This window comes from Flavobacterium sp. 270 (genome assembly GCF_004368785.1).
Classification (GTDB): domain Bacteria; phylum Bacteroidota; class Bacteroidia; order Flavobacteriales; family Flavobacteriaceae; genus Flavobacterium.
On the sequence record NZ_SODM01000003.1, the window covers coordinates 276,822 to 292,567 of the forward strand.

The window sequence follows — 15,746 nt, forward strand, 5'->3', positions numbered from 1 at the left end:
AGTACTAAAAACTAAGGACTAATATATTCCAAATTACCAACCTTTAATAACGCCTTCTTTAAATTGCTCTTTTGCAACTTTTTCAACTTCTGGAGATTGAAAAGCTTTTACAAATTGTTTTACTTTTTCTTCGTTTTTGTTGTCTTCTCTGGAAACTACTAAATTTACATAAGGAGAATCTGTTCCTTCTACAAAAAGAGCATCGCGGGACGGAACTAAACCTGCCTGAGCAGAAAAGGTATTGTTGATAACAGCAATAGTTACTTTCTCATCGTCTAAAACTCTAGGAAGTTGAGGTGCTTCTAATTCTATGATATTTAATTTTTTAGGATTTCCAACAATATCAATAACTTTTGGCAATAAACCAGTTCCGGCTTTAAGTGTTATAAGTCCGTTTTTTTGTAATAATAACAAAGAACGTCCGCCATTTGTAGGATCGTTTGGAATTGCAATTGTGCTTCCGTCTTTTAAATCTTTAATTGATTTTATTTTTTTTGAATACGCTGCAATCGGATACAAAAATGTTTTGCCTACAACTGCTAATTTGTAACCTCTTTGTTTTGATTGTTCTTCTAAATAAGGAAGATGCTGAAAAGCATTTACATCAATATCGCCCTGACTTAAAGCTTCATTTGGAACTACATAATCATTAAACGGAATTAATTCTACTTCTAAACCGAATTTTTCTTTCGCCACTTTTTGTGCTGCCTGAGCAACTGTAAATTCTGGCCCAGAAGAAACGCCAACAGAAATATGATGTGGATCATTCTTTTTTGGTCCGCCACAACTTGTTAAAACAGCCAAAGCGATTAAGGAAACGGCAATTATATTATTTTTTAAATTCATTTTTTTAGTTTTAAAAATTATTATCTGTGATCGAAATATTTTGAAAGTTTGTCTCCGGCAAATTGTATAATAAAGACCAAAACAACAAGCAGAATAAGAACAGTATTCATAATCGTACTATCATAACCAATGTAGCCGTATTGATAACCAATTTGTCCTAATCCGCCTGCGCCAACTGCACCACCCATGGCAGAGTAACCAACAAGCGTGATAAAAGTTATAGCTGCCGCATTTATTAAAGAAGGTAAAGCCTCCGGAAGCAATACTTTAAAAATAATTTGTAACGGCGTTGCGCCCAAAGCTCTTGCAGCTTCTATTAAACCCTGCGGTAAAGCCAAAAGACTATTTTCAACTAAACGTGCAATAAATGGAGCTGCGCCAATACTTAGTGGCACTAAAGCAGCACTCACACCAATCGAAGTTCCGATAAGTGCTCTGGTAAAAGGAATCATCCAGACAATTAGAATAATGAAAGGAATAGAACGAAAAACATTTACTGTAATAGAAAGTAAACGATTAATAGTTTGATGCTGTAACAATTGCCCTTTTCTGGTCAGAAACAAAAAGATTCCGGCAGGCAAACCCAATACAAAACCGAAAAATCCTGAAACAAAAGTCATGACAATAGTTTCCCAGGTGCCTTGTATTAATAAATTTATAACAGATTCAGACATAGCCTAAGATTTGAGTTTTAATATGATTTTCTTTAAAATATTCGATAGTCAGTTTTTGGTTTTCTGTCGTTCCCGAAAGATCAACCAAAAGAATTCCTAAACGAGTTGTTCCTGCATATGTAGTTTGCGCGCTTACAATACTAGCGTTGATACCGAATTTTGTTGCAGCCTGAGTCAATAAAGGTTCATCGGTACTTTTGCCCGTAAATTCCAATTGCAATAAAGTGTTGCTGTCTGCAGACCCATCTGTTTTTAATTTATCGGCATAAAACTGAGGAAGATCAACATGAAGAGCAGAAGCAATAAATTGCTGCGTAATCGGATCTTGAGCATTGGTGAAAATTTCGCTCAAAGTTCCGTATTCAATAACTTCACCGTGGCTAATAACCGCAACCGTATCGCAAATGGCACGCACAACTTCCATTTGGTGCGTAATAAGCAAAATGGTAATATTAAGTTTGCTGTTAATGTCTTTAAGCAAATTGAGAATTGATCTTGTCGTTGCCGGATCTAATGCACTTGTAGCTTCATCGCAAAGTAAAACCTTCGGATTATTTGCCAGCGTACGCGCAATGGCAACACGTTGTTTTTGCCCGCCGGATAAACTTGCAGGATAATCATTTTTCTTTTCTGTAAGGCCAACCAATTCTAAAAGTTCTTCTACACGCTGGCGAATTTCAGTTTTAGAAATTCCGGCCAATTCCAAAGAAAAAGCAACATTGTCAAAAACTGTACGAGACGAAAGCAAGTTAAAATGCTGAAAAATCATTCCGATTTCTCTGCGTTTTAAGGTTAGTTCTTTTGATGATAATTGCAAAAGATTAACATCGTCTACAATTACTTCACCGGAATCTGGTCTTTCTAAAAGATTTACGCAACGAATAAGTGTACTTTTTCCGGCACCAGAAGTTCCGATAATGCCAAAAATAGACCCTTGCGGAATTTGAAGCGAGACATCTTTTAACGCATGAAATGTACCACGCTTTGTCGAAAAAGATTTGCTTATATTTTTTAATTCGATCATTTTATTTTTTGAGAATTCTATTCTAAGTTTTTATTAAAAATGAAATATTCGAGCAAAGATAAGTTGAAAACTTGCAATTTTATCTGATTTAAGTTGGCTTAACGTCAATATCTTGAGTAATTTGAGGTTTTAACGCTGCGGAATAAAGTGTTTAAAAGTGAGAAAATTACAGAGATCGTAATAAACTCTATAGATTTTATAGAATTAAAATAAGAAAGTGGTTGGAATGATGGCATTTTGATAAAAATACAGGACAGTAAAAAGCAATTATTTTAATGTAAACATTTTTGCTTATATTTGTAATATGAAATTGCCTATCGAAAAATATAAAGGAATTCATCCTGGAGCAATCATTGAGAGAGAATTAAAAAAAAGAAATCTTGCTCAAAGACCTTTTGCGCTTTCAATTTTAGAATATCCACAAACTTTTAATGCTGTCATTAAAGGAAAAAGAGGAATAAGTACTTCGTTAGCTCTTAAAGTAGAAAACGCGCTTGAATTAGAAGAAGGTACACTTTCTATTTTGCAAGTATACTACGATATTAAAATAGAAAAGAAAAAAACAATATTGATTAAACCCAATCTTTCATTACTTCGAAAAAGCTTATTTTGGGATACCAATATAGATACTATTGATTGGCAGACTCAGTCATTTGCCGTTATAAAAAGAGTTTTTGAGCGCGGTAATTTTAGTGAAAAAAAGGAAATAATTAATTTTTACGGACTTCAAAAAGTAAAAGCGGTTATTAGAAAAAGTACAGTTAAAAATAGGAGTTAGGAATTATGATGCATTGGGAAACTGTTAATGATCAACTTAAGAAATGTCTCTTGGAATTAATGAATGCTGTAGAATTTAAAAACTTCAGATTAGTAGGCGGAACAGCTTTAAGTCTTCAGCTAGGACACAGATTATCTGTCGATATTGATCTTTTTACAGATGATGATTATGGAACAGTAGATTTTGATGCTATTGAAAAATATCTTCATAACAATTTCAATTATGTCGATACTGGATTTGGAGGACTTCCAGGCATGGGAAAATCATATATCGTTGGAACAGATAATGAAAATACGGTTAAGCTGGATGTCTATTATAGCATGGATAAATTTATTGAGCCATATATAGAAGTAGAAGGAGTACGAATGGCAACTCTTGAAGAAATTATCGCAATGAAAGTAGATGTTGTTTTAAGAGGCGGACGCAAAAAAGATTTTTGGGATCTCCATGAACTTTTTTCAACATACGATATTCAAAAAATGCTTTCTCTTCATAAAATAAGATGCGAATATACTCATGATGAAAGTCAAATTATCAAGAACTTTACTGATTTTACTTATGCAGATAATGATTTTGATCCAATTTGTTTAAAAGGTAAATATTGGGAATTTATAAAGGAAGATATTCAGGAGCAAATTAAATAAAATGAAAGAGCCCAATTCTAAATAAATTGGACTTTTGTATTTAAATCACGAAGCTCTAATTCCTCAATAATCTGTTTTTTCATTTTAGTATGAATATAATCCAACGCCTCGGCATACGAGATTTTATATTTACGCTCAATCTGCTGTAAATGAATTGGAAAACCAACCAGAATTTTATCATAATAAAGATTGAGTTCTGATTCTGATGGCATTTCGAATTTTAATCGGATTTGAAATCTACGCAATAATGCAGTATCCAAAACCTCAAAATGATTCGTTGCACAAATCAGTAAACTTTCAGAAGGCAAATAATCAAAAAGCTGAATAATAGTGTTTACCAAACGACGCATTTCGCCCACATCTTTATCATCGCTTTCACGGCTTTTTCCGATTTGGTCAAATTCATCTAAAAATAAAACGGCTCTTTCGAGAATTGCTTTGTCAAAAATTGCTTTTACGTTTCTGGATGTTTCTCCAATTTTTGCATTAATCAAAGTGCTGAGGTTTATGATCACAATGTTTTTGTTTAATGCATTGGCAATCGCTTTAGCTGCCGATGTTTTGCCGCAACCAGAACTTCCGTGAAGCAGTATTTTATTATCAACCTTAAGATTGTACTTTTTTAATTCTTCCAGATATTGATGCTCTTTTATGGTCTGTAATAAAGCAGTTTTGTTTTCTTCGCTGAAAAGCAAATCGTCTAAAGCAATTTTTTCGGTATCAATTACGGTAAGTTCGTGCAGATTCATATGCGTTTTATTTGCTGCAAAATTAGGGTTTATTCTGCAATATTTTCATTCCATATTTCTTTACCCAAAAAGCGGTTTCCAAATATTGATGTTCCAATTCTCACCATATTAGAACCTTCGGCAATAGCCAATTCCAAATCCTGAGACATTCCCATAGAAAGTTTTAAAGTTTCTAAACCTTCAATTTTGGCATTGTAAATTTCGTCCCGAATTGTTTTTAATAATCGTAAAGAAGGCTGCATTTTTTCTTTATCAACATCCAATAAACCAATTGTCATTAAACCCTTAATATTTAAAGTTTTGTATTCTTTTATTTTTTTAATAAAAGCTAAAACCTCTTCTGGAGGAAGACCAAATTTGCTTTCTTCATACGACGTATTTACCTGTACAAAAACATCAAGTGTTCTTCCTTGATTTTGTAATTGTCTGTCGAGTTCTTCGGCAAGGCTGAGCCTGTCTAAAGACTGAATGCAGGTAACATATTTAAGAACATCTTTTATTTTATTGGTTTGTAAATGCCCTATAAAATGGCGTTCGACTCCTAAATCTTTTAAGTCCGAATCTTTATCACGAAGTTCCTGCATTTTGTTTTCGCCTATTAAAGTTTCTCCGGCTTCTATGGCAATACATATTTTTTCTGCCGAAACAGTTTTTGTGGCAAGCAAAAGCGAAACCTCATCCGGATTTCTGCCAGATAATCGACACGCGTTTTCTATACGATTATGCACTTCTTTTAAATTAATAAGAATATCGTTTTTCATACCGCAAAATTAAATCCTTTCCAGATGCTTTTTTTGATCCAGTTTTGCGCATTGTATATGGTCCAGTTTTATAAAATTCAATATCAATATCAATGTCAATTTCAATGTCAAATTCAAATTCAAATTCAAATTCAATATCAAAATTCAAATCAAATTCAATTTTGAAAAAGCTGGACCAGTTACGGGGAATTAATAGAAAAACTGGATTGTTTTAAAATTGAAGAGGCGTTGTAAATTTGTCTTATGAAAACGCAATGATTGGATCAATAGTTTTTTAAGGCAATAAATTTAATATAAGACATTATGAAAATAGCAGTATGGGATACGTATGTAACCCGAAAAGACGGCAAAATTATGCATTTTGATATTTTGGTTGATGAAGAGACAAAAGATGCAGAACAGGTTTTTGAATATGGTAAAAAATATCTAAAATCTGTTGCACAAGATGGGCAGGAATTATCTTCTAAAGAATGCAGGTTCTGCCATATTGATAAAGCACCTGTAGAAATTGAAAATCAGGTACGAGAAAATGGTTTTTCTATTATTGAAATGGAAAACTGTAATTAATTTTTTATCTTAGAATTGGTTGGTTTTAGACTGAAAGCAGTTATTCTTTCAGTCTTTTTTTGTTTTTAAAAGTTTAGAAAGTGCAATAATTCCTTCTTCCATTTGTTGTTCTGTTAAAGAAGCATATCCTAAACGAAAACCGGAAACAGTTTCGCCAAAACTAAAATTTTCCGGATTCATTATTTTAATTCCTTTGGCTAAAAGTAACTGATAAATTTCAGAAACATTGGCATCAGAATTTGGAATAATCCAAAATGCCAAACCGCCTTCGGGTTTTGTAAATGTAATTTTGTCTTTGAGATATTGATTGCAAAGAGTTTCAAAATGATCTCTTTTTGCTTTATAAATTAGATTTGTTTTTTTGAGATGACGTTTGATTTTGCCTTCGTTAATAAGGCTCAAAACTGCTTCTTCCATAATATTATCGCCTTGCACATCGATTATTTTTCTATGTTTTCCTATTTTCTGAATGTTTTCCAGCGAACTTACCAAATAACCAATACGCAATGCCGGTGCAACAATTTTGCTTAATGTGCCAATGTAAATATAGTTTTGCAGTGAACTATAACTGGAAATAGGCAATATTGGCCTTTGGCCAAAATGGAATTCATTGTCGTAATCGTCTTCGATAATGGTAAAACCATACTGATTGGACAATTCTATAAGGCGTAATCTCTTTTTTAATGATAAAGTTACCGTTGTTGGAAATTGGTGATGAGGCGTAACATAAATCGCTTTTATACGATTGTATTCTTTTAGATATTTTTCAACTTGGTCTATATCAAGACCGTCTTTATTAATCTTTACAGGAAGCAGATTAGCACCAGCATTTTCAAAAGCTTCCCAGGCCGGTTTATATCCGGGGTTTTCGATCATAACAAAATCGTCTTTTTCAAACAAACAATGCGATGCGAGATACATTGCCATTTGACTGCCTCGCGTAATACATATTTGATCGGGCAGAATACTCATTCCTCTTTTAAAGTTAAGCATCTGCACCATAGCTTTTCTAAATTCAGGATGCCCCAGTTCGCTGCTGTAACCCATAATCTGCCAGCGTGATTTCCTGCTGAAGATTTCCCGATACGCCCGCGCCAGATCGTTCATTGGTGCAAGACGGCTGTCAGGAAGACCGTCGTCAAAAATAAGACGCATTTTTTGTTCTTCTGCTTCCGCTTTAATCTTTAGATTTTGAGTTTCAGTATTGATAATTTCGGGCAGTATATCGGCAATAAAAGTTCCTTTACGGTCAATTGTAATAAGCCAGCCTTCTGCAATAAGTACATCCAAGGCTTCGATTACAGTATTTCGGTTAACACTTAATAAAGATGCCAATTGCCTGCTTCCCGGCAATGCATTACCGTTGGTTAATTTCCCTGTTTTAACGGCAAAGATTATGGCATCGGCAATTTGCAGATAAAGTGCTTTGTCTGATTTTTTATCTAATTGAATTTCAAATTGCCAAGGTCTTAACATCTGGACTGTTTAAAAGGGAAAAAATAATAAGAATCTAATAGTCCAAATTTAAGTTATTTTTTGATCTGAAATGATTTTATGATTTAAATGTAAAAGTAGAATCAAAAAAAATAAAAAGCATTTTGAAAATAATATGTATTTCAATATAAGTCTTATTCTTTTGTTTTTCAGTCTTTTAATAGCTAATTGAGTGCTTCGCTTCGTGGTAAATTTGCATGTTCTAAAAAAGAATTTTTTAGCGCTTTAAAATACCACACTCTATGAAACTATTTAATATACTATTATTTGTTACGGCAACTTTTTTTGGAAATCCAAATCCCAACAATAAAATAGAAACGCTTTCAGATACAGAAATCGAACGATTTAATAATCAGGTTACAGAAGTAAAAGCTTTAATAAACGCCAGTGGTGCCTACAATACCAAAATTGCTTTTTTGGTTGATATGAGAATTAAATCGGGCAAAAACCGTTTTTTTGTCTACGATCTTGTAAATGATAAAATTCTCGATCAGGGATTGGTTGCCAATGGTTCAGGTTCTGAAACTGCTGTACGCGGTGATCTAAAATTTAGCAACGAACCCAATTCCAACTGCACTTCACTCGGAAATTATACGATTGGAAAATCGTACAAAGGAATGTTTGGAAAATCCTATAAATTATCCGGACTCGACCCGACAAACAGCAACGCTTTAAAAAGAGCTATTGTTTTACATTCTTATTCCGCAGTGCCAGAAGAAGAGCAAGATCATTACATTGCTTTAAGTCACGGTTGCCCAATGGTAAACGAAATTTTCTTTAAAAAACTGGAAAAAATAATCGATGCTTCTAAATCAAATATTGTTTTGAATATTTATTATTAAAAAGGTTTTTGCTGCGAATTATTTTTTGCCACGAATTTCACGAATTGCACTAATTTTTATTTTTGCCACAGATTAAAGGATTAAAAAGATTAAAAAAATCTGTGCAAAACTGTCTAATCTGTGGCCAAAAAATAATTAGTGTCAAAAAAATAACCACAGATAAAAGAATCCTTTTATCTGTGGCTAAAAAATTAGTGCAATTCGTGCAATTAGTGGCTAAAAAAACAATTATTCCTTAATTAATTTCTCAACCTTACTTCCAGCATCAGTAGTAATTCTGATAAAGTATAGACCGTTTGATTTATTCGAAATATCCAATTGTGCCGAATTACTGTCTTCAATAACTGTTTGCAGAATTCTGCCTTGCACATCAAACAATTCGATAGTTTTTATCGCAGAATCACAATTGATATTTACATTTCCTTTTGTCGGATTTGGGTAAAGCGCCATACTTTTATCTTCTTGAGAATCTTTAATTCCTAAAGCTTTAAAAATCGTTTCTGCCGTATTGGTATCAATAGGAGCATTATAATCAAAAAAGATTTCCGCACCTTTTTCAACCTGATCGCCGGTAACCAGATTTGGCAATGTTTTTACTTTAAGTAAAATATTCCCGTGTCCGCCAATTGGTTTTTCTTTAGATGTACTCAAATTGATATTAGGAAATATAAACTGAACAACATTTCCCGTAATAATCGTTTTTGACGGATGTGAAGTAGCAATCAACTGAAGCGAATTCACATCATATTTTGTAGCATCAATAGTTACTTTTACTACTATATTTTCTGCATCGGCCGTTCCGGTATTTTCAAAATTGATAACATAATGCAAATAATCACCAATCGCGCTCGGAGAAACACTTTCGCCCTCAAGACAAGTAATATCATTTGGGTCAAATGATCCAACTACAGTTTCGTGGTAATTAAACACATTATCTGTCGGATAAAAATCGCCTGCAATTGGATTTACAGTCGCAGAAAAATTTAAAATATCACCCAAATTTGCCGGCGGGATTTGCGTTGGTGTATTTACATTTAAACCTACATAATAACTTTTGCTTTCAAAAGGAAGAAGGTTTGTGTAATTCCAACCCAAAACACCCGGATTTTGTACATCTGGCGCCAGCGTCGCAATTCCATAATGTAAAAGATTTTCATTATAAGTAAAATTCAAATTACCACTTACGGCTTGATTTCCTTTGTTTTTAATTACAATTTGATACCACGCCATAAATCCAGGTTTTGCAGGCGCAATAGGAGCGATTACAATTTCAACATCACTTTGAGAGCCATTCGCAGTAATGCAAAAATCACGTACAGCCACATTATTATTAATGTCCGGAAATGTTAGTAATGCATTTACAGGCGAAATAGAAAATAGCGTTGGATTTTCTAAATGCGGTACAATGTTAAAATTTCCTGTGCCGGTGTAATACGTATATTTTCCGTTAGCTTCTGTAAAAGCTTCACTTTGTACAGTACCGTCGTTTAGACCTACTTTTACATTGGGCTGTTTAGGATCAGACGCATCACAGCCATTATTATTTAAATCAAAAGCGATAGTTCCTGTAACAGTATTGTAGTTACCGCCGGGAGTAAAAGTACAGTACGAATTGACCACAGTACTTGATAATCCTAAACTGTTTAAATAATTTTTGGTTGAAGTAATATTAACCTCATCCTGACAAACAAATTTAAGAGCCGTCTTTGATGCAGTAAAAAATAACGTTTCGTTTTTTCCATTTTTGGCAAAAAGTGTTTCCAGAGTCGGAATATCGTTGGCAGACAAAGACTGGAAATTCTTCAAATTAGAAATGTCTATAGATTGTAATTTTGTGCCGGTAACATTTAAATTTTCGATATTTGGCGAATCAGAAAAATTTAGTGCTGTAATAGGCGAGTACAAGCAAAACAAATTTGTTAAAGCGCCACAGCCAGTAAGATTAATTCCCGTAAGACTAGTGTAGCCAATATTGACGCTTTTTAAATTCGTAAGTCCGCTGGTATTCAGTGTTGTTATTGGTGCAATCTGACCAGATAATCCAGACAAAGAAAGTGTAGAAAGTGCCGTACAACCCTGAACATTTACAGAATTTAATAAACCGCTCGTATTGTTTATAGAAGCCAAAGCCGAGCAGTTAGAGAAATCTCCGTTGGCAATTGTTGCAGTCTGCATATTTAAAGTCGTTAAAGCTGTACAACCAGAAAGATTTAAAGAAGTAGTTGGATTATCTTCTAATTCTAAAACTTTTAAATGCGTATTGCCAGAAAGATTTATCGATGGAATTTGATTTGAATTTAAATTCACGGTTTCTAAATTTACACAACCCGTTAGATTTAAATTTGAAATTAAATTATTATTTACTCTCAATTCTACCAAGTTAGGCGAAGTACTTAAATTTAAAGCGGTAAGCTTATTGTTGTAAATCGCCGCGTTTAATAATGCAGTACAACCCGAAACATTCAAAGTATTCAAATTATTATCGTTGGCATCAAGATTGGTTAAAGCGCTGCAACCCAAAAGATTTAAAGAAGTCAATTTATTATTGGCAAAAGAAATTCTTTGTAAACTGGAGCAATTAGAAAAATCTGCGGTTACAACTTCATGGTTTTGTCCAAATCTTGCAGGCGAGAAATTCAGCAGCGTACATCCGGCAGCATTTATTGACGTAATAGTGAGATTGTCTTCAATACTCATATCTGTCAATTTACTCAAACCAGCGACATTAATAGAAGTAATTTTATTATTGGTGGCATTAAAATATTCCAGATTCGGACAGCCTGTAAAATCTAAAGCTGTAAGTTGATTATCTGCAAAATAAGCAGTTTTTAATGCCACTAAATTACTAACATTCAGCGTTGAGAAAACTGCGTTTTGCTGTGCTACAATCGTAGTCAAGCTTGGACAATTCGAGATGTTTAATGTTGTTAATAACGGATTTTCCTGTAAAGTAATAGTTGTTGCAGCAGTAAAACCCGAAAGCGTCGCCGTAACCAATGTTGGACTTTTGCAGAAAAAGGTTTTTAAATTCGGCATACCGCTTAGATTAATGCTGGTTACACTAATTTCTCTAAAACCTAAATCAGTTAAGTTGGTAAAACCTTCAATTCCCTGAATGTTGGTTACTTGATTAGCATTAGCGCCTTCTATCCAAAGTCTGTCAATAACTGCAGCTTCTGCGGTCGAAATTTGATTGTCAAAATTAGTATCAATTCTGGTTACCGGAGAACCTCCGGAATAAGCTGTAATGTTGGCCGAACCGCCATTTACAAGCATAGCTTTAAAAGTAGGATCAGTAAAAGTAAGTATTTGTGCATTTACCATTCCGGTAAAAAGAAATACCAATAAGAGTAATTTTTTTCTCATAATGATTTGGTTTGGGTATTGTTAGAAAATAGCTGGGGTCTTTTTATTAAAGGGAATTAATCAATTCCTGTAATTTTTCTTTTTTACTCTGTGCAATCGGAATATTTACATTATCGGCCATAATTACATAACCGCCGTCTGTTTTGATATACGATTTTAGGTAAGATAAATTAATTAAATGTGACTGATGAATGCGTTCAAAACCATGTTCGCCCAATAATTCTTCATATTCTTTAAGCGTTTTAGAAATCAAAACAGGTTTGTGGTTTTTGATAAAAAACTGGGTATAATTGATTTTGGCTTCACAGCGAATGATATCCGAAACTTCAAACAAATGAATTCCGTCGCTCGTAGATAAAGCGATTCTTTTAAAATTATCGACTTTCTTTCGAATGTTTTCCAACAGCAAATCAATGTTTTCAAACGAATTATTTTTCCCGACAGCGTCTTTTATTTTGGCCATTGTCTGCTGTAATTCTTCGGGATCAACAGGTTTTAGAATAAAATCTAATGCGCTGAATTTAAAAGCTTTTAATGCATATTGTTCGTGAGCTGTAATAAAAACGATATGCGCTTTTATTTTTCCGCTTACCTGCGAAATTCTTTCTAAAATATCAAAACCAGTTCCGTCTGTTAAATGAATATCCAGAAAAATAACCTGCGGACGTAGTTTCTCAATTGCAGCAATTCCTGTCTTTACGCTTTCGGCTTCTCCAACAATAAAAATATCATTAGTGTAGCGCTCCAAAAGTGCTTTTAAGCCCGTTCGTAAATGTTTGTCATCGTCTATTAATAATGCTGTTATCATGGTCGTATTATTAGGGTATGTATTGTATAGGCAGGTACAAAGTAACTTTTGTACCCGATTTTTGATTTTCAGAATTCAGTTCAACAATCTCAATTTTTGCCGATTTAGAAGTTATCGATTCCATAATCTTCAATCGTTTTTTAGTAATATCGAGCGCCATAGATTGATGTGCCGTAACTGAATTTTCTTTTAAAAGTTTAGATTCAGACAAACCAATTCCGTCATCGGTAATCGTGCAGACAAGTTGTTCGTGCTGAACATCAAAATTGACTTTGATTTTTCCTTTTCCTTCTTTTGGAACCATGCCGTGCAAAATGGCATTTTCTACAAAAGGCTGAATCAATAAAGGCGGTAATCCCATATTAAATTCTACATTTTCTGAAGATTCAATTGTAAATTCGAATTTATCATGAAAACGAAGCTGTTCTAGTTCCAGGTAATTCTGTAAACTCTCGATCTCTTTATCAATCGGAATCAATGAACCTTTAGAATATTCGAGTGTAAGACGCATTAATTTGGAGAACTTTGATAAATATTTTAATGCCGAATCGGTTCCATTCTGAACAATAAAACTAGAAATCGAACTCAGACAATTAAAAACAAAATGCGGATTCATCTGCAAATGCAATGCTTTCTGCTCGTATTCTGCCACTTCTTTTTTGAGTGTAAGCTGTCTTTTTACCTGCATTTTGGTATAAAGTACAAAACCTAAAACCAAGACTAATAAACCGCCCAATATAGAAAAGACAACCAATTGAATTTCTCTTTTATGCGCTTCAGAAAGCAAAGTTTCTTTTTTCTGAAACTCATAATTCAATTCAGCTTCGGCAAATTTTTTCTTCGTTTCTTCATTGTTAATGCTGTCGCGAATTTTAATTGAATTTTTATAATGAGATAAAGCTTCGGCAGGATTGTGTAAAGCTTCTTGAATGTCGCTCAATAATTCTTCGGTATGAAAAGTCTGGTCTAAAGCGCCAATTTCCTGCGCATACGCCAATGATTTGGACGCGTATGGAAGTGCTTCATTGTATTTTTTCTGTTCCTGAAGCAACAATCCGATGTTATATAAAGCATAAGAAGCGCCAAATTTATTTTGAATTTCTTCGTATAAATCCAAAGATTGCTGATAATAAGAAAGCGCCAATTCCTGATTTTTTTGCTTCTTATAATAATCTCCAAAGTAATTGTTTAAAAGAGCAGCGCCACGGTTGTTTGGGAAAGTATTAAATCCCAGTTTTGCTTTTTCATAATAATTAAAAGCATTTTGATATTGGCCTAATTCAAAATAAATAACACCAATATTGGTCAAAGTTACCGGAGCATTTTCATCTTTAAGTTCTACTTGTATTTTATAAGCTTCTGTAAGATAGTACAATGCTTTAGGATAAATTTCCTGCGATTTGTACAAAATTCCCAGATTGTTCATCAACTTAGAAATACTTCTTTTTTCTTTAAGTTCCTGATATATTTTTAAAGACTGCTGATAATTTTTTAAAGCCGGCATATAATTGCCTTGTTCAGAATGTACAACACCAGAATTAGCATAAGCGCGCGCCAAACCTTTCTTTATTTCTCTTTGATTGGAATTTTTTTGAAGCGCAGTTGTAAATTCGGTTTGAGCCGTTTTTAGATATTGTAAAGCATTAGTATAATTTCCTAAAAGAATAGAAGCATTTGCTTTATTGAGACAAGCATTTGCGATACCAAAATTATAAGCTGTTTTTTTGCTGATAATGCTTGCCTTTTCGGCAAAAAACAAAGTAGAATCCGTATCAATTTCTTTGTATAAATCGGCTAGTTTATTGTATTGGTTTACTGTAACCGTATCTGTTTTAGCAGGATTAATTGCTTTTTTTAAATTTTCGATAGCGCCGTTTTGAGCATTAGAAATGCTGCAAAAAAGAGCAGACAAAAAGAAAACGGTTATACTAAATTTGGATCTCACTTGGTTTTGTTTTGGTTGTGGCGAGACAAATGTATAATATGTTTTTAAGTATTATACACCCAATTATTATTTATGCGTTTTCGATTATTATTTGATTCTTTTGAATTATTTATGATGTTGGAAGATTGAGAAAGCCTGAAATAAATCAGAATAAAGGGAACGCGGATACAACGGATTCGCTATCGCGAAGGCGCAGATAAAAACTGATTTTTAATCATCTACTTTAAAAAAAATCCGCGTCAATCCGCGTCTTCGCGATAGCGAATCCGTTTTATCCGTGTACCATCATGTTACATATTCAAAACCTTTAAACATTTTGCGATATTCCGTTGGGTTTACGCCTCTGTTCTTTTTAAACATATTATTAAAATGGCTTTTATCGGTAAAACCAAATTCGGCTGCGATTTCATTAATACGCATATCCGTATTTAGCAATCGGTTTTCAATTAATTTCAGTTTATAATTGGTCTGATATTGTTGTAGAGTTTCATTCGTATGTTTTCGGAAGAAACGCCCCAGATAGGTTTCAGAAATTCCGAATTTATTACTGATATGAAGTCCTTTTAGTTTTTCCGGATCATAAATATTCGCCTGTACATATTGTAAAATACGAACAACAGTCTGGTCACTTTGATCATTAATTTTTTCGGGAAGACTCATCATAATATTCCTTGCCACAATAACCAGCAAAGTATTAATGTATTGCGAAAGCAGTTCTTTATGATACAAACCTCTTTTGGTATGTTCTTTAATTATGGCATTCATTAAAGGATGAATCATAATTTTATCGTCTTCATTCTTTAAAACACAACCCGGTTCATGCGAAGCATTTTTTAGGATAATTTCGATTCGCTGTAATAATTCCTGCTGATAAGCACCATTTAAATAGTAATTATTAAATCGGATAAAAAACAATTGCGTTGGTTCTTCAAAATCTAAACTATGCAGATCGTCGGGAGTTAACAGAAACAAATGTCCGGCTTTATACGTAAATGTATTATTGTTGATGTGCTGTATGCCGCTGCCTTGCACAATATATACAAGTTCAAAAAAACTGTGCATGTGTTCGCCTCTAGGGCATTCGTCTAATAACTCTTTAAGAACCAATTGAAAAGGTTCGTACAGGACATCGTTTACCATAACAAGATTATACACTTTTATTACACGAATATACAACAAAATACAATCAGATATTGTAGAATTTTGTACTGTAGATTTCAAACAAAAAAAAACATTAGATATAAAAAA

At 33.4% G+C, this 15,746-nt stretch carries 14 protein-coding genes; 4 read left to right on the forward strand and 10 right to left on the reverse strand.

The features are described 5' to 3' along the window. Positions 1-33: 33 nt before the first annotated feature. Genes metQ through metN form a run of 3 tightly spaced genes read right to left on the reverse strand, consistent with a single transcriptional unit; the run spans position 34 to position 2,544 of the window. Complete coding sequence (metQ, locus tag EV144_RS12700) at positions 34-846, reverse strand: methionine ABC transporter substrate-binding lipoprotein MetQ (protein WP_134149322.1); 813 nt, start codon at positions 844-846, stop codon at positions 34-36. Between the two features lie 20 nt (positions 847-866). Next, positions 867-1,520 (reverse strand): methionine ABC transporter permease MetI, encoded by a 654-nt coding sequence (metI, locus tag EV144_RS12705; RefSeq protein ID WP_134149323.1) that lies wholly within the window; start codon positions 1,518-1,520, stop codon positions 867-869. Further along, the gene (metN, locus tag EV144_RS12710; RefSeq protein WP_134149325.1) at positions 1,513-2,544 is read right to left on the reverse strand and encodes a methionine ABC transporter ATP-binding protein MetN; all 1,032 of its coding nucleotides are present in this window, start codon (positions 2,542-2,544) and stop codon (positions 1,513-1,515) included. Before metN ends, metI begins: the two co-directional genes overlap by 8 nt. A 304-nt stretch (positions 2,545-2,848) precedes the next feature. Here metN and EV144_RS12715 point away from each other — a divergent pair, with 304 nt between their 5' ends. Continuing rightward, on the forward strand, positions 2,849-3,322 hold the full coding sequence (locus EV144_RS12715; protein ID WP_134149327.1) for a transcriptional regulator: 474 nt from the start codon (positions 2,849-2,851) through the stop codon (positions 3,320-3,322). Positions 3,323-3,381: 59 nt separating this feature from the next. Beyond that, positions 3,382-3,966, forward strand: a complete 585-nt coding sequence (locus tag EV144_RS12720) for a nucleotidyl transferase AbiEii/AbiGii toxin family protein (protein WP_243854671.1) — start codon at positions 3,382-3,384, stop codon at positions 3,964-3,966. 17 nt (positions 3,967-3,983) lie between these two features. Here the strand turns inward: EV144_RS12720 and EV144_RS12725 are convergent, their stop codons facing one another. After that, entirely contained in the window at positions 3,984-4,715 is a 732-nt protein-coding gene (locus tag EV144_RS12725; RefSeq protein ID WP_134149331.1) for an AAA family ATPase, read from the reverse strand. Positions 4,716-4,744: 29 nt separating this feature from the next. Next, positions 4,745-5,476, reverse strand: a complete 732-nt coding sequence (locus EV144_RS12730) for a YggS family pyridoxal phosphate-dependent enzyme (protein WP_134149333.1) — start codon at positions 5,474-5,476, stop codon at positions 4,745-4,747. Between the two features lie 303 nt (positions 5,477-5,779). Between EV144_RS12730 and EV144_RS12735 the strand changes: the two genes are divergently transcribed. Continuing rightward, positions 5,780-6,043 (forward strand): DUF2024 family protein, encoded by a 264-nt coding sequence (locus EV144_RS12735; RefSeq protein WP_134149334.1) that lies wholly within the window; start codon positions 5,780-5,782, stop codon positions 6,041-6,043. Positions 6,044-6,091: 48 nt separating this feature from the next. Here EV144_RS12735 and EV144_RS12740 read toward each other — a convergent pair whose 3' ends face one another. Next, a complete protein-coding gene (locus EV144_RS12740) occupies positions 6,092-7,519 on the reverse strand; it encodes a PLP-dependent aminotransferase family protein (RefSeq protein ID WP_134149336.1) in 1,428 nt (475 codons plus the stop codon). Between the two features lie 260 nt (positions 7,520-7,779). On the opposite strand from EV144_RS12740, the gene EV144_RS12745 reads away from it, so the two are divergent. Next, on the forward strand, positions 7,780-8,379 hold the full coding sequence (locus EV144_RS12745; protein ID WP_134149338.1) for a murein L,D-transpeptidase catalytic domain-containing protein: 600 nt from the start codon (positions 7,780-7,782) through the stop codon (positions 8,377-8,379). A 228-nt stretch (positions 8,380-8,607) separates the two neighbouring features. Here EV144_RS12745 and EV144_RS12750 read toward each other — a convergent pair whose 3' ends face one another. The 4 genes from EV144_RS12750 to EV144_RS12765 form a co-directional block, all read right to left on the reverse strand. Continuing rightward, positions 8,608-11,745, reverse strand: a complete 3,138-nt coding sequence (locus EV144_RS12750; RefSeq protein WP_134149339.1) for a T9SS type A sorting domain-containing protein — start codon at positions 11,743-11,745, stop codon at positions 8,608-8,610. Positions 11,746-11,791: 46 nt separating this feature from the next. Next, positions 11,792-12,553, reverse strand: coding sequence for a LytR/AlgR family response regulator transcription factor (locus EV144_RS12755; protein WP_134149340.1), 762 nt, complete (start codon positions 12,551-12,553; stop codon positions 11,792-11,794). A gap of 10 nt (positions 12,554-12,563) precedes the next feature. Next, positions 12,564-14,498 (reverse strand): tetratricopeptide repeat protein, encoded by a 1,935-nt coding sequence (locus EV144_RS12760; RefSeq protein ID WP_134149342.1) that lies wholly within the window; start codon positions 14,496-14,498, stop codon positions 12,564-12,566. Between the two features lie 285 nt (positions 14,499-14,783). Continuing rightward, positions 14,784-15,719, reverse strand: coding sequence for an AraC family transcriptional regulator (locus EV144_RS12765; RefSeq protein ID WP_243854664.1), 936 nt, complete (start codon positions 15,717-15,719; stop codon positions 14,784-14,786). Between the last annotated feature and the right edge of the window lie 27 nt (positions 15,720-15,746).